Origin of the sequence: Methanospirillum lacunae (genome assembly GCF_003173355.1) — an archaeon.
GTDB lineage: Archaea > Halobacteriota > Methanomicrobia > Methanomicrobiales > Methanospirillaceae > Methanospirillum > Methanospirillum lacunae.
Map to the genome: position 1 here is coordinate 846,988 of NZ_QGMY01000002.1, position 21,178 is coordinate 868,165.

Genomic DNA, 21,178 nt, shown 5'->3' on the forward strand with positions numbered 1-21,178 from the left:
ATAAGGTTTCTCGTAGATCAGGAAAAATTCATTATACATACGCATCTCAACTCCAGAGATCGGTCTTCAGGAGGTAACTTTCAAAGAAATGTTACTGATGTATCATAGAACCCGAAAAAAGATAATGTTAATTTGTAACTGTGAAATTTACATTCGAATTGGTTACCTGGCTATCCTTTTTCGTAATAATTAGCCAATTTCCGGGGGTTGCACTTTTGGGTACATTAAAGACACCTGTAACCAGAGTTGGAGAAACAACATCTATGAGTTGGGCACTCATTATTTTGTTTGATTTTGCATTCTGATCCTCTAGATAAATTCTGATTCCATTTGCAAATCCTGACCCGGTAAGATTGAAGGAGACCTGCTCACCAGCTTTTCCTGTGGTCGGATTAATAGAAGAAACAGTTACATCTGAAAAACCAGAAACAGTGCCTACATTATCGGTTTTAGACTGGTTTGTCTGTACTGCAGCTGAAGCAGCAGTACATATAATGCAGGATGTTATCATGATGCCAATAATCAGGAATTTCAAGTTCATACTGATCAATAATAATTTTTCATGTCCATGGATTAATATATCGGCTATTGGTTTGGGAATTGCCTAACCGCAGAATATCGGAAAAAAAACAAAAAGAAAAGAAAAGAAAAAGATCTGATTTTTTTTCAGAATTACTCAACTACAGCGACTAATACACGAAGATTGTTGGAAAGGCCGACAACAATTCCCGTACGGATTTTCCCATCGATGTAGCGGACAATAGGTTGGTAAATACCCTTTGTAAGTTTTTTCTTTAACTGATAGTACTCACTTGATTTGACAAGTACTTCATGGACATTTTCTGGGTTTATCTGTTCCGAGTTCATTTAGTACAATTCTGCAAATGAAAATATATAGATTACCAAATGATTTGATGTCCGGATTCCAATTTAAAATTTGGATAATTTTTGAATATATTAACAATGATCATTTAATTCCGATGCCAAGACGGGATTACATAAATATTAATGAATATAAATTTGAAACGAAAATTGCATATATTTCGACCAATTTAACATTTCAAATAAAATATTATCACCACACCTCAAGCAAACCTTTACAGGTACCGGTAATAGATTCTCCACCATTGGCTGTAACCAGGAATGTATTCTCAATTCCTACAAGGCCGACATCAGGTATTCCTTTTTTGGGTTCAATGGCTAAAACCATTCCTTCCTGAAGCGGTTCATCAAACCCTTCAGCAATAACCGGAAATTCATCTATCCACAAACCTATACCATGACCGAGGAAATTAACCCGGCGTTTACCATATCCCATAAAATTATCAAGAAATGTTGGCTCAAGAGTGCTCATTACATCATGATATATCTCTGAAGGAATAGCACCGGGAACAAGACGTGTAGCAATTTCATCCTGTATTTCAACACATCTCATATGAATAGATATCGCATCTTCAGGAATTGGACCACCAAACATATAGGTCATGGTTTTATCAGTCTGATAACCCTCAATACCACATCCAATGTCTATATTGACAAGATCTCCAGCAGTCAGTTTTCTATCCCGGCAACCCATAAAGGGTGTTGATGGGTGTAGTCCATACATCCCTCCAGGAGTGTCGATACAGGTAGGATATATTGAGTTAGTGCCAAATCCGATCTGCCCTAAAAGCATCTCACTAAACATTCCAAACCGTATAACCCCCTGATGCCCTTTTTCTACCATTAGTGTAAAGAGGTCACAGGTCAGGGAAGCCTCATTAATGCCTTCTCTGAGCATGGAAGGCACGCAATCTTCAAGGACCTCTCTATGTATATTACCAGCTTTTTTTAATAGAGCAAGTTCATACGGGCTCTTAACAGATCTTACTGCAGCAACCTGATCATCGAGTGATCTGATCTCAGTAAATGGCAGATACTTCTGAAGACGGTTAAGCTGTGCAAGAGTCATGGTACCAGTCTCCAGATAGATTGTAGAAGGGAAAGGACCCATTCCGGATGCAATATCCCGGTAACTCCTCATTTTCCTGATATCAGGAAAGAGAGATTCATCAAGAGCACGATCATAACTTTGTCGGACCCAAAATACAGCATCACCTCCCTGGAGAATCAACAGGATACCATCCTGTATTGTCCCAGTAAAATAATACAAGGGAATTTTTCCAACGATGGCCGCGATCTCCCAATCCGGACAGGATAAGTCCAATCGTGCCCTGAACCGGTTTATCCGGTCAGTGAGTTCGGATAGCGGGACCTTCATGCGGTATAGAATAGGTGATATGATACCTTAACTGATACGAAGCAAACATGAATCCTACCTATCTGTGTCGATGAAGGACCTGCTATTTAGAATGTATCACAAATCTGATTTTACTCTCCAAGTCTTCATGGGAGAATATCTGGTGCAATTGATAGTAAGTATCGGAAGAAATTTGCGCTCAAGGTGGCATTTACCCTTTCACAAAATATTTATTAAATATAAAAATATGCCATGCAATATCGCAGGCAGAATCACAAACAAATATTGATAAACAGTAAATTATTATTGAATAATGGAATATTCCGGCTTTCTAGGATAATTTTATCGAATTTTTTTTCCTTATGAGTAATGCTTATTATAAATTCTTAATTCCATATACCATGGAACTTAAATTCTCAGAAATATAATTTAACTGTTACGTTTATTCCTGAATTTCCACGGTGAATACAATGGACTCCCCGACATTGTCAACAATTATAAATCATTTGATAAATGGAACATTATCAGATGAAATTCTCATGCAAAGTACCTTGAGGGAAGACCCAACCCTCATAGAAAAAATAAGAGAACTAAAATATGAATTTGATTCAAGAGAACAGACCTGTAAACGAATGGATGCTGTCTTTGGTTCAAGTCCACAACCAATTATAATTACCGATGATACATACAAAATACTTTCAGTAAATCCTTCTTTTCTCGAAATGAGTGGAATGAACCCAGATGAGATGATTGATAAGCCACTTAAAGAAGCGATACCAGCCATCTATAAGAACGCAATATCAGAAGAATTAGAACAGGATACAAATAATGCTTTTATCACCATTGACTTTCCTAATGGAAAGAAAGTCCTGGATCAATATACAATAAAGGTTCCCTGTGAGAATGAACGGAATAATGAGATCATCCTTATTTTCAAAGATATAACTATCAGAGTATCAGCCCAGGAGGAAGCAGAACAGATAAGAAAGAAACTGCTTCACGATTATGGGGAGAGAGTAAAAGAGCAAAAACTCTTCTATTCTACTGCATCTCTTATTCAGGATGATTCAAGGCCAGCTGATGAAATTCTTATAGATATTGTACAACTTATACCGCCAGGGTGGCAATATCCGGAAATCACAGCTGCACAAATATCATACGATTCTGCTGTTTATTCAACAGACAATTTTATAGAAACTCCTTGGGTACAAAAAGCGCCTTTCAAAACAAAACATGGTGTTGAAGGTGCAATTTCTGTCGTATATCTTCAGGAACGCCCGGTTGAACACGAAGGACCATTCCTCCTTGAAGAAAGGAATCTTATTAATTCACTTGCAGAGATGCTCAAAACTTTTCTTGATAGAAAAGAGAATGAACAGGAACTGGCAGTCAGGATGCATGACCTTGGTGAAAGAGTAAAAGAGCAGAAACTCTTCTATTCTACTGCATCCCTAATTCAGGACGACACCAAAGATATTCCGGAAGTACTCCAGAAAATATCTGAACTCATTCCTCCAGGGTGGCAATTTCCGGAAATCACGGCAGCACAAATCACATACGAAGGAATTATCGCAAGAACACATAATTTTGAAAATTCACTCTGGAAACAGGACGCAATATTTAAAACAAAATCTGGTAGAGAAGGTGTAATATCAGTCGTATACCTGTCAGAGCAGAAACATGAGTATGAAGGACCATTTCTTCTGGAAGAGAGGAACCTCATTAACTCACTGGCTGAAATGCTCAAGACATTTATTGACCGTAAAGAGAATGAGCAACTTCTTGCTGTAAGGATGCATGACCTTGGGGAGAGAGTAAAAGAGCAGAAACTCTTCTATTCTACTGCATCTCTCATTCAGGATGATACCAAGGAGATCCCGGAAGTACTCCAGAAGATATCAGAACTTATTCCGCCTGGATGGCAGTATCCCGATATTACAGCGGCACAAATAGCCTATGGGGGCAATTTTGCCAAAACGCAAAATTATCAGGACACACTCTGGAAACAGGAAGCCAGGTTTAAAACAAAATCTGGTGGAGAAGGAGTCATATCTGTTGTATACTTGACAGAGCAGAAACATGAATATGAAGGACCATTCCTCCTTGAAGAGAGGAACCTCATAAATTCACTTGCTGAGATGCTCAAGACATTTATCGACCGTAAAGAGAATGAACACCTCCTTGCTGTAAGGATGCATGACCTTGGGGAGAGAGTAAAAGAACAGAAACTTTTCTACTCAACCGCGTCACTCATACAGGACGATACCAAAGATATTCCGGAAGTGCTCCAGAAAATATCAGAACTCATTCCACCAGGATGGCAATACCCGGAGATTACAGCAGCACGTATTACTTACGGTGGAAATGTCGCTAAGACGACAACATATATTGATACAAGATGGAAACAGGATGCTATCTTCAAAACCAGAACCGGAAAAGAAGGAGTCATATCTGTTGTATACCTTAAGGAGTGCCGGGATGAGTACGAAGGACCTTTCCTTCTGGAAGAACGTAATCTCATCAACTCACTTGCTGAGATGCTCAAAACATTTATTGATCGTAAAGAAAACGAGCAGGAACTTGCCACCAGGATGCATGACCTCGGAGAAAGGGTTAAAGAACAGAAACTTTTCTATTCAACTGCATCCCTTATTCAGGACGATACCAAGGAAGTATCAGAAGTACTTCACAAGATAGCAGAACTTATTCCACCCGGATGGCAGTACCCGGAGATTACGGCAGCACAAATAACTTATGGTCATGAACAAGCAAAGACCTACAATTTCATAGACACAAGATGGAGACAGGAAGCAAAATTCAGAACCAAAGGGGGTATTGAAGGGGTAATATCTGTCGTCTATCTAAAAGAATGCCCAAATGAACAGGAAGGACCATTCCTTATTGAAGAGAGAAACCTCATTAATTCTCTCGCTGAGATGCTCAAAACGTACCTCGACCGCAAGGAAGGAGAGCAGGAACTGGCAGAACTGGAGCATTTAAATAATTCAATTGTACAGCAACTTCCAATGCCGATTCTCCTGGTTGATGAATCACAACATATACTGGTCACCAATGATGCATACATCAAACTTACAGGTTTTACCCGAGAACAACTGGTTGGAACCAATCCCTGCGAACTAAAAGTATTAGAGCATACTGGAACCGGATTTCGTGATCTAATCTCTACCCAGCGGCCTACTTACGGCGAACTGACGATACAATTCCCGATTGGTATGAGGACTCTTGAGCAGTATGGTATCCCCATCTTTAACCGTTCAGGAACTTTGGAAAATTACCTGATTGTGTATAATGATATCACGACACGAAAGGAAAAAGAACATGAAGTCTCCTCCCTTCTCGGTGATGCCAAGAGTAAATCAGATGCACTCGCAAAGAGTGCAGAAGATCTTGAAGATGCAATGTCAAAGATGGCAGGGGGAGATCTAACCAGGATTACTTCAATATCTTCTGATGATCCCCTCGCGAGAATAAAAGAAGATTATAACACAGCACTTGCAGCTATTAATGCAGTATTATCTGAACTAGAGGGATCAATATCAAGTCTTTCTGATACTGCTGATAAAACCATAAACAGAACTGACTCTATTAGAACAATAATAACCAGCGTCTTTGAACGTGTTCAGGGATCCACGGCAGGAGCCAGAGAGCAGATGAATCAGGCTCTTCATATGTCAGAGGAGGTCAAAACCCTCTCATATTCTGTTGAGGAAATTGGAAATACCGTAGAAAATCTTATGGGTCAGGCAGAACTCGCATCAAGACAGGGAGAAGAAGCAAAACTTCTTGGCGGTGAGGCAGAAAGGAAGATGTCATCAGTAGGAGAGATCAGTGCAAAGAGCATGGATCAGATCACTGAACTGAACAACCAGATGCTTGAGATTAATAAAATAGTACGGATGATTTCTGATATCTCAAGCCAGACCAACCTCCTTGCTCTTAATGCAGCTATTGAAGCGGCGAGAGCAGGAGAGCACGGAAGGGGATTTGCTGTAGTTGCTCAGGAAGTCAAGAATCTTGCTGGTCAATCTAAAGTTGCCACCGGGCATATTGAAGAACTCATCAACTCAATCCAGAAGAGTTCTGGTGAGACTGTGGAATCCATACAACTCCAGTACAAAGAAATTCAGTCAGGGATAGAAAGTGTGAGCCAGACAATAAATGCTCTAGGAAGCATTTCTAAAGTGGTCGGGGAGATTGCAGAAGAAATGGCTAATATTTCTCATTCAACCAGTGAAGAGCGTGAACTTATGGAGCAGGTGATGAGTGGTATCACTGTGCTTAGTAAGGAGAGTTCTGAAAACCTGGAGCGAATGGTTGAGGTCTCTGCAAGTGTAGAAGAAGCAAACATATCAACTTCAGAGATAGCTGGATCATCACATGATATCGCTGACCTGGCGAGCCGGCTCCGTGTTCAGGCTGACAGGTTCACACTTCAGCAGAACAGATAATTTATTCTTTCCCTTTTCCTGCTCACAGACACAAGAAATATAGACTCACAATCCCTACATTCGATAATGCACAGATCGATGTGGTCTTTCTCACTTGTTTCTTTACTATTGGTATGTATGGTCATTCTTCCGGCTAGTGCTGTGGACACTCTCTCTGGTGACGATGAAAAGTTTATTACAGATGTTACAACAGAAGGACTTCCATTACTGAATGCGATTCCTGATATTATGAAGGATGGTTTTTTCAACGGTAATGAATCCACGCTTCAGACGGTAAACAAGACACAAACTGAGAAGATTAATACCTTTGTCAAAAAGGTCAATGAGTATAAACTTTCAGAGAAGGTCACTCCTGTACGTAATCAGTACATTAACACAACTGAATTGTTCAAGACTGATCTGACTGAATACTCAACTCTTACCAACTCTTGTGGGTCATGTGTTGCCAAGATGAACGAGATGTATCCAAAACTTCTCGAAGAAGTAAACAAAACCAGTTCTGTTGTTAATCAGTATAAACAGGCCTAACCTTAAAATCCGTTAATTTCGGATCTTTTTTTACCTCATATTAATCACTATTCCTGATTAGATCATACAGTTTGATATCTAACTAAATTGTATTACCATATGAACACACACATTACGTGTTCAGGTATGGAGGAGAAATACTATGAATCCGGATTCTATGACCCAGATAACTGAATTTTTTAAGCCTGGAACTACTGTGAACATTGCAACAATTGATGATGGACTCCCACGAGTTCGGCCTTTTCAATTTCAGTTTGAATCAGACGGAAAGTTATTTTTCTGCACTGCAAAAACCAAGGATGTATACAATCAACTAACCAAAAACCCTGCTATAGAGTTTGTAGCAACCTCACCTGAATATGTAACTATGCGGGTAAGTGGAAAAGTAACCTTCACTGATGATAAAAATCTAAAAGAAAAGATCTTATCAGGAAATGAACTAATAAAAACCATTTATCAGACATCTGACAACCCGGTCTTCACACTCTTCTACCTTGATCACGGAAGCGTGAAGATATCTACCATGACTGGAGAACCAGACAAGTACCTTACTTTCTGATCTCACTTGAGATCATGTGCCACACTTTTACAACAAACAAAAGTGTCATCAAAGAGTCTACAGATTTTCAATTAAAGATGATCGGAAATGCAGTTGCATTGATGGCACGTGTTCTTGACCGTGCCAACCAGTTCCTTATCAATGAACTTGAGCAGAACGGAGTTCAGGGTATTGTCCCATCCCATGGGGACATTCTTGTAATATTGCTTCGTGAAAAACAATGCACCATGCAGGAACTTGCCAGCCGGATTAATCGGACAAAACCTACAGTAACCATTCTGGTTCAGAAACTTGTTGACTTTGGATATGTCACAAAAACCAAAAATCCAGAGGATAAACGGGTTACATTCGTAACCCTGACTCCTAAAGGAGAAGCTCTGGAACCGATTTTCAGAAAGATTTCGTCCCATCTCAATGAAAGGGTCTATGGGGGAATCTCATCAGAAGAATCTATCCAATTTGAAAGGATGCTGATGACTATCTTTGAGAGGTTTGGGGAAAAACATCATATTAATCATGAAAATGAATAATCTGTCGTGAATTCTCATAAAAGAAATGAAATAATAATCTGTTCATTTCAACAGAAAACCAGATTACTCATTTGAGATCTGTCGTGTCAGGGACTTGATCGCCTCTGTGTATGATACAACATCAGGTTTGAGAATAACAACCGGAATATCCACGATTCGTTCGATCAGAGCGGCAAGGATAGGAGCACAGATTAGACCTGCGGCCCCCTCTTTTTCAGCTCTGACAGCTGCTACAATACAATCTTCCATCGTGTGAGCAGGATATCCTTTCACCCGGTATTTTTTACCTTCATGAGAAATTGTTTGATTTCCAATCTCATCAAGTAGGAATTTGGCAGCAATAATCGCGATGGTATCCTGATCATACGGTTCAAGCGCCTGCACTATGGCACGCACGGTGGACAGGCGGGGGTCACGTTCGCCTGAGGTAATTTTGTAGATCGTTGCAACGGGTATTTCTGCAAGGTCAGCGAGTTCTTTCAGGCTCATTTGTTTGCGATCGAGTGCCTCTTCAAGAGCGTCCTTAAACTCCTGTCTGAAGATTGCCCGTGAAAACATACAGTACTATTGTATAATAATACAATATAAAGTTTGTACTAAAAGGAACATTTTTCATTATGACGACAAAAACATCTTATCTCTACCTGTTCTATCTTCCCGTACATGCCTGAAGATATTATTCATGAGATCACTATCCTTTCCGGAAAGAATAGAAATGGAGTTCCAGAAGGTTTTGATGAGATCCGTATAAAACCAGGAGATACTATCTCCATTGTTGGTCCAACCGGCTCAGGAAAAAGTGCTCTCATCAATGATATCGAAATATTTGCAAACCGGGATACTGTTACGGGCAGGAAAATCCTGATAAACGGAGCAATTCCTCCGGAATATTTCATTAGAGACCCGGCAAGAAAACCGGTTGCTATGATCACTCAGAATACCCGTTGTCTCTGTGACCTGTCGGTTGAAGATTTTCTCCTGATGCATACCAAATCCCGGGGTTACCAGGGTCAGGATCTTGTTGACACCACTATTTCTCTGGCAAATCAGTTCACAGGTGAACCTATCCAAAGAAAAGTCAGAATGACCCAGTTATCCGGAGGACAAACCCGTTCACTGATGGTGGCCGATGCCATCCTCATTTCAAACACCCCGATTATTCTACTGGATGAGGTTGAAAATGCAGGAATATTTAAAGACCGGGTAATTGAAGCCCTACGCAGATATCACAAAGCTCTTCTCTTTGTCACTCACGATCCACTGGTCTCTCTTCTCTCTGACAGACGGATTGTTATGCAGGATGGGGCTGTTGCAAAAGTGCTGACTCCAAATGGCTTAGAGCAATCCGCACTCAAACAGATGCTTGCATACGATGCGGCCATCGCCCGTGTACGTGAGATGATCAGAGCTGGCGAACTGATTACAAAAGCGGTACCGGCTTGAAATGAGGTTAATAATAGTTGCCGGTCCCCCATCTACTGGGAAGACCTCAGTAATCAAACAGATCATCAGATCAATGCCCGATTTCAGGTTCTCGTACCTCAAGATAGATGTGGTAGTGGCTACTGAGGATGAAGAACTTGCAGCCGAGTTTGGCATCCCAACTAAAAAAGTGTATTCTGGTGATCTCTGTCCTGATCATGCCGGAATCATGGTGATGGATGATGCCATCTCCTGGGCTTCTGATCAGAAAACAGACTATCTTATCGTTGAAAGTGCCGGTCTTTGTCTTAGATGCACACCATATACAACACAGTCACTTGGTATTGTCGTCCTTTCGGCAATATCTGGTATTCATTCACCTGTCAAAATGGCACCGATGATTGCCCTCGCTGATATCGCTGTTGTAACAAGGATCGATCTTGTTACCCAGGCTGAAAAAGAGGTATTCAGAGAGAAGATCAAATCCATCAGCCAGGGTATAGAAATTGTTGAAACAAATGCCATTCAGGGAACTGGTCTTAGGTTCCTTATCAGAGCAATAAGTGAAGGCCCGGAAATTACTGATTCCAAGGCTATCACACTCAGAGGAATTCCACCACTCGGGGTCTGTACTGTCTGCATTGGAAAAACGTCCATCGGTTGGCAGAATCATTTTGGTGTCATCAGAAGACTTGACGGGGCTGATTACCTTTTCAGAGGTGAGTAACATGACAGGATCCATAGATCAAGATCTTCAGAATGTCCCACTCACACCAAACTGGGCTCCACCAGGACGGAATTGTGGGGCGTGTGGACATGACTCATGCATAACGTTTATGAATGAGGTTTCTGAAGGTAATGGAAGACTTACAGACTGTCCTTTTTATGAACCTCAATCAGATATCAGATCTCACGACCAACATACCGGAAATATACCTCCAGCCAGAAATCTGGATCAGATACCTGAACAGGACATACTCGGAAACACACTGGATTTTATTCTCATTCCACTCCCGGGCGAGTTGTCCGCACGAAAATTTCTGCTTCCATTCAGACCTGACATGGTTGAACGGTGGGACATAAAGCCTGGGGACATCATAACCGGCAGACCGATGGGAGCAGGTTGTCCGGTCCAACATGTCGTACAGGTAATTTCTGTAAGCAGAGTATCAGGTCTTATTACTGGTCATGTGGTAGGGCCCTCCTTCTCCCGAGGACGGGAGGTGAAAGACCTGGAAGCCTATCACATGATAGGATTTGAAGGAATTGCTGTTCCCTCATTGAATGAACCTGTCTTTGGAAAACGGATGAGGTTTCTTCCTGGGTTCTGCATGATGAATATCGGACATACCGGAGTAGTGAACATGGTTATGGGGACGAAATCCGGTCTCCATGTAAGAGTTGAGGATATCAGGATCCAATGACCAGACTTCAGGAGATCCGCGAGCGGATCAGGAATAAGAGTGCCGTTGTTGTTACTGCGAGTGAATTCAAGAAACAGATCTCTGAAAGCGGACAGGATAAAATAATTAAAGACGTTGATGTGGTTACCTGTGGAACCTGCGGCGTTATGTCAGGGACCTATGCAGTTCTTTCAGTTCCAGTTGCCTCGCCGGGATCATTTCTCCGTGCTGACAAAGTAGCACTTAACGGAGTCCCTGCTATACCAGGGCCATGTCCGAATGAACGGCTTGGACTTGTTGACCTCATCGTGTATGGAACTGCCCATGCTTCTTCATCATATGGCGGGGGACATCTGTTCAGGGATATCATCTCAAATCATGAGATTCACGTTGATGTTACTGCCGAAAAAAAAGATTTTCAGGCAGATGTTCATGGACATGATCTGCCTCATGCACGTCTTTTCACAACCCGGAGTACATTTAAAAATTATACCGCAATTATCAACAGATCAGATAAACCTGAAAAGACTATCTTCTCCACCCTCCCTCTTGCAGGAAAGAGCAGGGAGGCAACGGTTTCAGGATGCGGCGAAATTAACCCGATTGAAAATGACCCATCACTCCGGTTTCTCACTCCTGGCACACAACTTCTGGTAAATGGTGGAATGGGGTTTGTCATTGGGCAGGGAACACGTACAAGTGTTGCACGTCCAAATATCGCAGTTCATGGAGAAATGACCTCGATGGATCCGGATTATTGTGGCGGATTTCTCACTTCTGCAGGACCGGAATGTCTGACAAGTATTGGAACTGCCATCCCACTCATTGATGAAAATGTGACCGCCGGACTCATGATCCGTGACGCAGACATCCCGATGCCAGTGATGGATATCTCAAACAGGCAACAGGTATCATGCAGTTCATATGACAGGGTCTGGACCGGAACAGCGGGAGAGATCAGGTATCATCCAAATAACTGCCTCAACTGTGACCCCTGTCTGGCTGAAAAAATCTGCCCGGTTCATGCGATTACTGGTTCAGGAGAGATAGATCATACACGTTGTTTCACCTGCGGCACCTGTGTGCATCTTTGCAAGGGCAAAGCGTATACAGGAAATTTAGGAACTCTCGATTTACCTGAAGGAGATGTTCCGATCGTGCTCCGACAATCTGACCGGCAGAGAGGGGAAAAGATCTCTCAAAAAGCTAAAGAGATGATCCTGAAAGGAGAGTTTCAGATATGAATTCAGACTCCTATCATCTGGTCTGTCCTATCTGCGGTACGAGGTTTGATGATGCATACCAGTTAACCTGCCCGTCCAGATGTAATGCTCTCATCAGAGCAGAATACTCAGCACGGCAGCTGACAATCCGGGATCTTCCTGGAATGTTTAGATATTCTGACTGGCTCCCGGTAAAAGGACATCTTGCCACAAAATCAGCTCCTATCTGTTATCAGAGTTCAGGTCTTGCAAATGAGCTTGGTTTGAATAACCTCTGGATAGCATTTGCCGGGTACTGGCCTGAACGTCAGGCATATGTTACGAGTGGATCATTCAAAGAATTTGAAGCACTTCCCACGATGGTACGACTAGCTGAGCGGGCGAAAGGAGTGATCCTGGTTGCATCAGCAGGAAATACCGGCCGGGCTTTTGCTGAAGTTTCATCAAAAATTGCCAAACCTGTAATCATAGTCGTTCCTGCAAAAGCCAGGGAACGAATCTGGACAAGTACACCAGCAGAACATATACTCCTTGTCACTGTAGATGGCGATTATACCGATGCTATCAATCTCGGGAATCAGCTTTGTACCCTTCCCGGGATTTATCCAGAGGGAGGAGCAAAAAATATTGCACGCCGGGATGGAATGGGGACTATGATGCTAGAAGGAGCTATGACTATCAGGCATCTTCCTGACTGGTACATTCAGGCTGTTGGGAGTGGAACCGGAGGGATTGCAGCATGGGAGGCATCAATGAGACTTGTAGCAGATGGAAGGTTTGGATCTGATCTTCCCCGTTTACTTTTGATACAAAATGATCCTTTTACTCCAATGGTTCATGCATTTCAGGAGGGCAGACGAGATATCACTCTTGATGATATAAAAAATCCTGAAGATGCCATCTCAAAAGTTCATGCTGATGTACTCACCAACCGGGCACCTCCATACGGAATTTCAGGCGGAGTATACGATGCTCTGGTGGCAACCAATGGTATAATGACTACTGCGACAACTGATGAAGCTATAAAAGCAGGTGATCTGTTCAGAAAGACTGAAGGAATTGATCTTGACCCTGCTGCAGCGGTCTGTGTGGGCGGACTTATAAATGCAGTGAAATCCGGAGTTATCAAGTCAGATGAAAAGATTCTCCTTGCAATAACCGGTGGAGGATATGAAAGAATCCAGAGAGAACTTTCAATGCATATTCACGCACCGGATTTTGAAGTTGATCAGAATACAGACAATGAAGAATTAATGAATTCAGTCAGAGAATGGGTGAGCAGGTATGTATGAAGAGCAGGTTGCTGAACTGCTGCACAATGAGGGAATAGAATTTGTAGTTTCACTTCCCTGTGACAGGACAAAGGATCTCTGTATGATCCTTGAAGATGAATTCAGGTATGTTACTATCTCACGGGAAGAAGATGGCGTAGGTATCTGCTCAGGGATTTCTCTCATGAACGCCCGCAGTGTTCTGCAGATGCAAAGTTCGGGACTTGGAAACTCACTCAATGCCCTGATGACTCTCCCCGCGTTATATGGACTGCCCCTCCCAATTTTAGCAAGTTGGCGGGGATATTACCAGGAAAAGATCGCAGCTCAGATTCCATTCAATGAAAAAATTCCAGAACTTCTAACACTATATGATATCGCTTATACTCTGATTCTCACTCCTGCAGATATTCCTAAGATCCAGGATGTAATCAAGGATGCTTACAACAATCGCGGGATTCATGTTGCCCTGATATCACCCCGGGTGTGGGAAGGGTCAGTTCCTGAAAAACGCTGTGAATTCAAGTCACGTGAGAGAGAGACAAACCTGACATATTCCGGGCTATTCAAAAAACCGGAAATGAAAAGGGCCGATGCAATCAGGACTATTGCATCTTTGCTCAATGATGAATACGTCATCTCAAATATCGGAGTTCCCTCAAAAGAACTTCATGCAGCCATGGACCGGAAAAGAAATTTCTATATGCTTGGATCATACACCCAGGCGTCACCGATAGGTCTTGGGGTAGCACTGGCAACCAAAGACAAGGTCGTTGTTCTTGATGGTGATGGAAGCCTGCTGGGAACTGCCATTCTTCCAGTGGTATCTGAAACAAAACCTGATAACCTGACGATCGTATGCCTGGATAATGGAGTATACGGCAGCACCGGTGACCAGTGTTCCCCTGCATATCAGACGATTGATTTAGAACTCATTGCCCGGGCAAGTGGTTTTACACATACTCAAAAGGTGCATACAGCAGATGAACTCACAAGTGCATGGAATCATCAGACTCAAGGACCCAGGTTTATTCACGTCATCATTGAACCAGGGAATAGTTCTGCTCCCAATATCTCTTACACTCCTCACGAGATCAGAAACCGGTTTTCAGCAGGATAATTCTGAATAATCATTTTTAAAAATTCAAATGAAAGGTAGTTAAAGGTGAAGAGATTCAGGTTACCACTATTGAAGATGCTGCACTCCTTACATTAGATGAAATTGTATCAGAATTTTTTGACTCTGTCCTGATGAAATATTTGCCTGGAATAGTATCGGCTGTATCCCAGATTACAGATATCTTCCCAGTTTCGTTTAGCCGTACCAGTCCGTATGAGGCTGTACCCTGATAGACCGGATCAACAGGAATCAGAGATTTAAGTGAGATTTCACCCCCTTCACCAGAAGGAACATAAGATCCAATCTCATACGGTCCGGTTGGGTTATCTCTCATGATATCAGTCTGGTTCCTTGCAAAAAACGGAATAATCGGGTTTTCTAAAACTGTTCCGGTTTCAGGAATAACAACCCAAATATAAACATCCTCACCAGATTTACCTGAAATCGTAGATCTGAACAATTCACCGGTCTTTACAGAGGTGGGAGTTGTACTAACTGTAAGAAGATCTGATGGTTCACCGAGACGAGATGTAGTAAGTAATGCCTGAGTCTGGTTATAATAATCAATTAATGGCCTATTCAGGAGTGAATACTTCTCATCACTCATGGAATCCTGTGATGATGGTATATCAGTTATGGTTGAATGTACAACAGTTGATGATTCTGTATGAGACACATTATCGTTAGTCTGTGTCGAAGTAACAGAAGGCGATATTGCAGATTCCCGCGTCTGAACAATAGTACCTGTATTCATGGAAGCTGTTGCCTGTCCCTTATTAACAGTAATAAAGTTCTTCTCTTCTTTTGAACTTGTACTTCCTTCTTTCTTGATAGAGAGAGATACCGAATATATTCCAGGCATTGTATAGATATGAACCGGGCTTTGTTCTGAAGCAGAATTCCCATCACCAAAATCCCAGTACCATGTCGTCGGATTTCCCTCTGAAAGATCAGTAAACTGGATCTGAACTGGAGCAGTTCCTGAACGTTTATTTACCTTAAAGTCTGCCATAAAGGATGGATTCATACCAGAAATCGTAGGCATCGGTGAGAAGAAAGGATTTGTCAACACCTGGATGGAATCTGGAAATGTCCTGGTATCAGTACCTGCCTCATCAGAAACGGTCATTGAAACAGTGTATACTCCAGGCTGAAGATAGGTGTGCATGATCTGCCTACCTTCTCCAATGAAACCATCACCAAAATCCCACCGCCAGTCAATAGGGCTTCCTGGAGTCGTATCAATAAAAAAAACTGTCAGCGGTACCTGTCCCTGAACAGGATTCATCTCAAACTGAGCATGTATTGCAGAAACCTCCCCTCCGATACTGATCAGGACAACAAATATGATAATGAACAATCCTCCCCAATTGTAATTTCTGTTCATCAAAACCACCATCCATGAAGATATGTGAGTAGTATTTTGTTAACTATTTATACCTATCTTATATCAAATCAAAAAAGATCACAATATTGATGCCAATTTATAAAATACCATTAATAATTAAAGATTAATTCAAAAATTAACAAAACCAGATTTCTTGTTTCAGTGGTCGCTATTGTTAAATACTCATCTGCGTATATCCCCTCCTCACACAAAAAGGGAGGAAGCATGACAGCAGGATGTATCAGAAAACTAATACAGGTAATAGGAGTTTTTCTCATTTTTATTACCGGATCGGCTCTGGCATATACAGAAGATATCAATTCACTGCCTTTGGATCATAATAGCATATCTGATACGACTACATCACTCTCCATATCGCAGTCAAGTAGTTCAATATCAGGTATCTCTTCCAGTAAAGTTGTCTCATATACACCATCTGGTGAAAATGCTGCCCAGACCAGTTCATTGGTACCTCAAAATATTCAGGAGAAACCACCAGAGCGGTGGCTACAGGATACAAAAACGGGAATGTTTTACGATCCAGTCTCACGAACTTACTGGAGATACGATCCTGTCATCAGAAAATTCACCAATAAAGAGAAAGGATGGTACTTGATCACACGCTTTTCAGAAAGTCAACCCGGACGCATCATCGGCCAGTATTATTACGATCCACATTCTGTCAACCTCATTGACATTGACACCGGAGAGTCCATCAATCCCAGTACCATGGAGATCATACAGCCAACACAGACAGCATCTCCCTCAAGAACAGTGAAACCCACCCAGACGCAGACTCCTGTTCCTCAAGTCACTAATAAGGCAGAGGGCGGTGATACACCTTCCAAATTAGGAACTGATGGAACCTGCCTGGTCACGTGTCAGGATTGTCCTCAAGGGTACTGTAATGACTGTAATCATAATCAGGTCTGCGACGAGGTAGAAGCAACATCCGGGAGCGGTACCACAGGGGGACAGAGCGAGAACCCTCAGGGATTGGTTCAGCCTATTGCAAAAGTGACCAGTCAGCAGGGAGGACAGAGTGAAACACCCCAGGTCATTCCTCAGCCGACGCAGACTCCTGCTTCGCAGGGAGGATTAAGTGAGACAGCTCAGGCTCCGATTCTTGCTATGAAGATGGGGTTAACATGGACAAACGAAAACACCGATACCGTTACAAACAACCCCACGTCTCCAACTGCGATTCCTTTTGAAACTGATGTTCAAATATTATCTATCTCCACGTATCACTGGAATAATGGACAAGGTGTGCCGGTTCCCGGAACGATCGGGTTGAAGAGTTCTGATGGAACTATTTTCGGACCATGGAAGGCAACCGGTGAAAACGGACAAGGAGGAGTGCCTAATGCAAGATGGACTGCTGTTCCTGACAATTCAGATGGAGCCGGACAGATTTTAAAGAAAGGAACCTACACGATCATAGATTCAGATAAGTCAACCTGGTCAGTTAATGAAAAATCAAAGAATCAGGGATTTTGTACAGTACAATACATAAGCGCTTCAGAAATAAATCCTGTAACAAATATCTCTGTTTCATCAGTCAAACATCCTGATATAGAAAATATTAAACTCGGAGATTTGACATCATGAACATCTTTTTTCGGTTTTCCGGAACAAAATTAATACCGAAAATCGTAACGATTTTTTTTATCTTTTGCATTTTCTGCCTTATCTCTCCGGTTTCAGGCATTGGGAGTGTAACTACTGCCGGAGATGAGATCATGAAAACAAGTCAACTTCGAAACCTTACCGGAGGAGATGGAGATGGTATTCGGGTTGGTGTCATTTCAAACGGAGTAAAACATATTGAAGATGCCCAGAAGACTGGAGATCTCCCTCCAGAAGTTCATATCATTAAAAAAGGAAAGATGGATGAAGGGACAGCAATGCTTGAGATTATCCATGATATTGCCCCAAATGCTACACTTTATTACGCAGATTCCGGGGACAATGATCTCAGTTTTTCAGAGGCTATAGACAGCCTTGTAGCTGTAGGCAGTAACATTATTGTTGATGATGTCGGTCTTCTTGAGATTCCGTACTTCGAAGACGGGCGAAGTGCTGCACATCTTAAAGAAATTCTTATTCAACACCCTGATCTTCTCTACGTATCTGCGGCCGGAAACAATGGACAACTCCATTATCAGGGAATGTTTACCGATGCTGGTGGAGGGTTTAACTCATTTAATGGATCACCCGGAATTCCGATTGATATCAAGTCTGGAGGATTTTTCGGAACTATCCTTGAATGGGATGACTCCTATGAGCAGCGTGAAAATCCATATAGTCTGTATCTATATGACCGGCAGACAGGAGAAGAAATAGCGGTAAGTGAACGTACAGAAAGCGGAGAAAAACGCTCACTTGAAAAGTTATATTATCAGTACATCGGGGACAAACCATTAAATGCCGAGATAAGGGTGAAAAAGGCAGATGAGGCAGAACCCAAACTTCTGGAACTTATCCTGAAGACTGATAAAAACCTTGTATCTATTCCAGAAGAATACATGGTCTCTTCAGACTCAATAATCGGACAGGCAGCTATTGACGATGTGATATCAGTCGCAGCGGTTCCTGCCATTATGACACCAACCATAGAAAAATTTTCTTCCCAGGGTGAAGTTACCATCGCTCACCCATCATCTGAAGAGCGTAAAAAACCAGATATTACCGGAATTAACTCAGTAGATGTATCAGGAGCAGGAGGATTTTCAACACCCTTTACAGGTACAAGCGCAGCTGCTCCTCATATTGCCGGTCTTCTTGCCCTGGAATGGAGTCTCTTTCCCAAGACATCAGGTAAAGATATAAAAGAGGCCATGTTTGAGACAGCAACACCATTCGGACAGAAGGGATGGAATCCAGTGTACGGTTATGGCCTCCCTGACGCATTGAAGATGTATGACTATCTACTGAATGCCTCAATAACTGGTAATCAGACTCCAACAACTACTCCTTCATCAACTGTCACAGAATCTCCGTCTCCCACCCCTACACCAACAGAGGAGGAAGGAGCACCATTGGTAATCACGCATTCGGTTGAGATAACGAATCCCGGAGATTATTCACTTGGATCAGATATTCTTGATTCTTCAGGGACAATTATTAGAATCTCCTCATCAGATGTTACACTTGATGGATTCGGACACCAGATTGAAGGATTTGCAGTACAGTTCGGACTTGATACTCCTCCCATGCAACAGGGAATTGTGATAGAATCACCGGATAAGAGCAGGCTCAAAAATATCACAATTAGAAACCTTGCTGTGATGGGAACCTACCTGGGGATTGAAGCCAGGAATACAGACGCCCTCGTGATAGATACCTGTCGTCTTCCTTACAACTCAATCGGAATGATCCTTTCGGGTGTAACACAGGCAGAGATCAGGAAGAGTTCAATGAACGGGAATGCCCAGTATGGTATTATATTAGAAGGAGGAACCACAGACTCAGTCCTAAGTTCAAACGAATTGAAGAAGAACCTTGTCGGAATGGTTCTTGACGGTGTTATGGGAAATAGAATCACCGGGAACTCAGTAATCCTGAGTCATCAGGAAGGAATCCTGCTCAGGGGAGGCTCCACAACAAATACTATCGAGAAGAATACCTGTTCGGGGAACGGAAATGGAGGTATTGTTCTGAAATCTTCTCTGAAGAATTCGATCCTAAACAACACCTGTGAGCAGAACTCTCCACCCGGGATTTACCTGGAAGAGAGTTCTGAAAACATCATATCAGAAAATAACCTGACAGGAAATCTCAGAGGGATTAATCTCTATTACTCAGACACGAATACGATAACCGGTAATTCTATTTTCATGAACAAGATCACAGGGATCATGTTCCAGCCATCAGGGCGTAATATCATCAGTCAGAACAAGATTGTGGGAAATAATGGTGAAGGCATCCTCATTTCAGGCAGTGTCACACCTGAAAAAGTAAACCTAATCTCTGATAATTATCTTGAGAATGAAAATAATGTAAATATCCAGGAGGGTGGCAAGCCAAACTATGCATGGAACGGGAAAAAATCCGAAGGATCAAACATAGTTGGAGGACCTTATTTAGGAGGGAATGTCTGGGCATCATCTGATGGAAAGGGATATTCACAGACCTGTTCCGATATTGACGGAGACGGGTTGTGTGATGCTGCTTATGTTGTTTTACCCGATATTATAGATGAACTACCCCTAAAATATTCAGGGCCCTCCGTCACCCCTTCAGGCCCAATAAATACAGGAACCCAGACGAAACCTTTAAACGTTGAGGATCTGGTTACCGAAGGACTTACCCTCTTTGGAAAAGGGAAATATGCAGAGACCGCAGTCATAATGGACAAGGCAATCGAAAAGAACCCGACAAACTTCCTGGCATGGAGACTAAAAGTTCTTTCCCTTTCCAAAATGAAGATGGGTGATGAAGCCATAGCAACAATAAACAAGGCTTTGAATCTTTACCCAGATTCAATCATTCTATGGTACACCCTTGGCGACATCTACCTCCTTGATCTTACCGAATATGATAAGGCAATTCAGGCATATCAGAAAGCACTTACCATCGATAAAAATGATACGCATAGTCTGGTAAACCTTGCATTTGCAATCGATAAAACTGGTAGAAGTAATGAAGCACTAGAACTCTACCTACAGGCTGTCACCATCAATCCCTCACTCACAGATGCATGGGTAAAGGCAGGAAATATTGAGACACGCGCAAATCATTTCAACCAGGCCATTTTGTATTACGACAAAGCATTGAAATTGGATCCTGGAAATGCATTCACCTGGAACAACAAAGGATATGCCCTTTCCTTATCAGGAGACTATCAAGGAGCGGTTCAGGCATACCAAAATGCCATTCAGATTGATAATTCATATGAAGTTGCATGGACAAATCTTGGTAATGCATATGATGCGCTTGGAATGAAAAACGAGGCGAATGATGCCTTTTCACATACAAGAGTCTGATCATCAGACACATACATTTTTATATACATACTGATATTA

The 21,178-nt window shown here is 42.1% G+C and carries 17 protein-coding genes; 12 read left to right on the forward strand and 5 right to left on the reverse strand.

What is annotated here, in order from left to right; translation table 11 throughout:
- Positions 1-127 precede the first annotated feature (127 nt).
- From DK846_RS04250 to DK846_RS04260, 3 genes are all read right to left on the reverse strand, one after another.
- Positions 128-541, reverse strand: coding sequence for an IPT/TIG domain-containing protein (locus DK846_RS04250; RefSeq protein WP_109967647.1), 414 nt, complete (start codon positions 539-541; stop codon positions 128-130).
- A gap of 131 nt (positions 542-672) precedes the next feature.
- Complete coding sequence (locus DK846_RS04255; RefSeq protein WP_109967648.1) at positions 673-867, reverse strand: hypothetical protein; 195 nt, start codon at positions 865-867, stop codon at positions 673-675.
- Between the two features lie 208 nt (positions 868-1,075).
- The gene (locus tag DK846_RS04260; protein ID WP_109967649.1) at positions 1,076-2,260 is read right to left on the reverse strand and encodes a M24 family metallopeptidase; all 1,185 of its coding nucleotides are present in this window, start codon (positions 2,258-2,260) and stop codon (positions 1,076-1,078) included.
- Positions 2,261-2,778: 518 nt separating this feature from the next.
- On the opposite strand from DK846_RS04260, the gene DK846_RS04265 reads away from it, so the two are divergent.
- From DK846_RS04265 to DK846_RS04280, 4 genes are all read left to right on the forward strand, one after another.
- Positions 2,779-6,708, forward strand: a complete 3,930-nt coding sequence (locus DK846_RS04265; protein ID WP_181391619.1) for a methyl-accepting chemotaxis protein — start codon at positions 2,779-2,781, stop codon at positions 6,706-6,708.
- Positions 6,709-6,825: 117 nt separating this feature from the next.
- On the forward strand, positions 6,826-7,236 hold the full coding sequence (locus DK846_RS04270; RefSeq protein ID WP_109967651.1) for a hypothetical protein: 411 nt from the start codon (positions 6,826-6,828) through the stop codon (positions 7,234-7,236).
- A 142-nt stretch (positions 7,237-7,378) separates the two neighbouring features.
- Entirely contained in the window at positions 7,379-7,795 is a 417-nt protein-coding gene (locus tag DK846_RS04275) for a pyridoxamine 5'-phosphate oxidase family protein (RefSeq protein ID WP_219970616.1), read from the forward strand.
- A gap of 14 nt (positions 7,796-7,809) precedes the next feature.
- Complete coding sequence (locus DK846_RS04280) at positions 7,810-8,325, forward strand: MarR family winged helix-turn-helix transcriptional regulator (RefSeq protein ID WP_219970618.1); 516 nt, start codon at positions 7,810-7,812, stop codon at positions 8,323-8,325.
- Positions 8,326-8,388: 63 nt separating this feature from the next.
- Here the strand turns inward: DK846_RS04280 and DK846_RS04285 are convergent, their stop codons facing one another.
- A complete protein-coding gene (locus DK846_RS04285; RefSeq protein WP_109967652.1) occupies positions 8,389-8,883 on the reverse strand; it encodes a helix-turn-helix domain-containing protein in 495 nt (164 codons plus the stop codon).
- 105 nt (positions 8,884-8,988) lie between these two features.
- Here DK846_RS04285 and DK846_RS04290 point away from each other — a divergent pair, with 105 nt between their 5' ends.
- From DK846_RS04290 to comE, 6 genes are read left to right on the forward strand one after another with little or no spacing between them, the layout of a single operon-like run.
- Positions 8,989-9,768: an ATP-binding cassette domain-containing protein gene (locus tag DK846_RS04290; RefSeq protein WP_109967653.1), complete on the forward strand. Its 780-nt coding sequence runs from the start codon at positions 8,989-8,991 to the stop codon at positions 9,766-9,768.
- 1 nt (position 9,769) lies between these two features.
- Entirely contained in the window at positions 9,770-10,474 is a 705-nt protein-coding gene (locus DK846_RS04295) for a GTP-binding protein (protein ID WP_109967654.1), read from the forward strand.
- A 1-nt stretch (position 10,475) separates the two neighbouring features.
- Positions 10,476-11,171, forward strand: coding sequence for a (Fe-S)-binding protein (locus DK846_RS04300; RefSeq protein WP_109967655.1), 696 nt, complete (start codon positions 10,476-10,478; stop codon positions 11,169-11,171).
- On the forward strand, positions 11,168-12,394 hold the full coding sequence (locus tag DK846_RS04305; RefSeq protein ID WP_109967656.1) for a methanogenesis marker 16 metalloprotein: 1,227 nt from the start codon (positions 11,168-11,170) through the stop codon (positions 12,392-12,394). Before DK846_RS04300 ends, DK846_RS04305 begins: the two co-directional genes overlap by 4 nt.
- Entirely contained in the window at positions 12,391-13,665 is a 1,275-nt protein-coding gene (locus DK846_RS04310) for a cysteate synthase (RefSeq protein WP_109967657.1), read from the forward strand. Before DK846_RS04305 ends, DK846_RS04310 begins: the two co-directional genes overlap by 4 nt.
- Positions 13,658-14,764, forward strand: coding sequence for a sulfopyruvate decarboxylase subunit beta (comE, locus tag DK846_RS04315; protein ID WP_109967658.1), 1,107 nt, complete (start codon positions 13,658-13,660; stop codon positions 14,762-14,764). The genes DK846_RS04310 and comE overlap by 8 nt, the downstream gene beginning before the upstream one ends.
- 55 nt (positions 14,765-14,819) lie before the next feature.
- On the opposite strand, the gene DK846_RS04320 is transcribed toward comE, so the two are convergent.
- The gene (locus DK846_RS04320) at positions 14,820-16,151 is read right to left on the reverse strand and encodes a PKD domain-containing protein (RefSeq protein WP_181391620.1); all 1,332 of its coding nucleotides are present in this window, start codon (positions 16,149-16,151) and stop codon (positions 14,820-14,822) included.
- 225 nt (positions 16,152-16,376) lie between these two features.
- Between DK846_RS04320 and DK846_RS04325 the strand changes: the two genes are divergently transcribed.
- A complete protein-coding gene (locus tag DK846_RS04325) occupies positions 16,377-17,762 on the forward strand; it encodes a hypothetical protein (protein ID WP_146201120.1) in 1,386 nt (461 codons plus the stop codon).
- A gap of 131 nt (positions 17,763-17,893) precedes the next feature.
- The gene (locus DK846_RS04330; RefSeq protein WP_181391621.1) at positions 17,894-21,139 is read left to right on the forward strand and encodes a NosD domain-containing protein; all 3,246 of its coding nucleotides are present in this window, start codon (positions 17,894-17,896) and stop codon (positions 21,137-21,139) included.
- Positions 21,140-21,178 lie beyond the last annotated feature (39 nt).

Bases quoted from the DNA above. Each gene is read 5' to 3' on its own strand.
- DK846_RS04330 (WP_181391621.1), top strand. From the start codon at position 17,894: ATGAAAACAAGTCAACTTCGAAACCTTACCGGAGGAGATGGAGATGGT.
- DK846_RS04250 (WP_109967647.1), bottom strand. From the start codon at position 541: ATGAACTTGAAATTCCTGATTATTGGCATCATGATAACATCCTGCATT.
- DK846_RS04305 (WP_109967656.1), top strand. From the start codon at position 11,168: ATGACCAGACTTCAGGAGATCCGCGAGCGGATCAGGAATAAGAGTGCC.
- DK846_RS04325 (WP_146201120.1), top strand. From the start codon at position 16,377: ATGACAGCAGGATGTATCAGAAAACTAATACAGGTAATAGGAGTTTTT.
- DK846_RS04310 (WP_109967657.1), top strand. From the start codon at position 12,391: ATGAATTCAGACTCCTATCATCTGGTCTGTCCTATCTGCGGTACGAGG.
- DK846_RS04275 (WP_219970616.1), top strand. From the start codon at position 7,379: ATGAATCCGGATTCTATGACCCAGATAACTGAATTTTTTAAGCCTGGA.
- DK846_RS04290 (WP_109967653.1), top strand. From the start codon at position 8,989: ATGCCTGAAGATATTATTCATGAGATCACTATCCTTTCCGGAAAGAAT.
- DK846_RS04300 (WP_109967655.1), top strand. From the start codon at position 10,476: ATGACAGGATCCATAGATCAAGATCTTCAGAATGTCCCACTCACACCA.
- comE (WP_109967658.1), top strand. From the start codon at position 13,658: ATGTATGAAGAGCAGGTTGCTGAACTGCTGCACAATGAGGGAATAGAA.
- DK846_RS04270 (WP_109967651.1), top strand. From the start codon at position 6,826: ATGGTCATTCTTCCGGCTAGTGCTGTGGACACTCTCTCTGGTGACGAT.
- DK846_RS04320 (WP_181391620.1), bottom strand. From the start codon at position 16,151: ATGAACAGAAATTACAATTGGGGAGGATTGTTCATTATCATATTTGTT.
- DK846_RS04285 (WP_109967652.1), bottom strand. From the start codon at position 8,883: ATGTTTTCACGGGCAATCTTCAGACAGGAGTTTAAGGACGCTCTTGAA.
- DK846_RS04255 (WP_109967648.1), bottom strand. From the start codon at position 867: ATGAACTCGGAACAGATAAACCCAGAAAATGTCCATGAAGTACTTGTC.
- DK846_RS04265 (WP_181391619.1), top strand. From the start codon at position 2,779: ATGCAAAGTACCTTGAGGGAAGACCCAACCCTCATAGAAAAAATAAGA.
- DK846_RS04260 (WP_109967649.1), bottom strand. From the start codon at position 2,260: ATGAAGGTCCCGCTATCCGAACTCACTGACCGGATAAACCGGTTCAGG.
- DK846_RS04295 (WP_109967654.1), top strand. From the start codon at position 9,770: ATGAGGTTAATAATAGTTGCCGGTCCCCCATCTACTGGGAAGACCTCA.
- DK846_RS04280 (WP_219970618.1), top strand. From the start codon at position 7,810: ATGTGCCACACTTTTACAACAAACAAAAGTGTCATCAAAGAGTCTACA.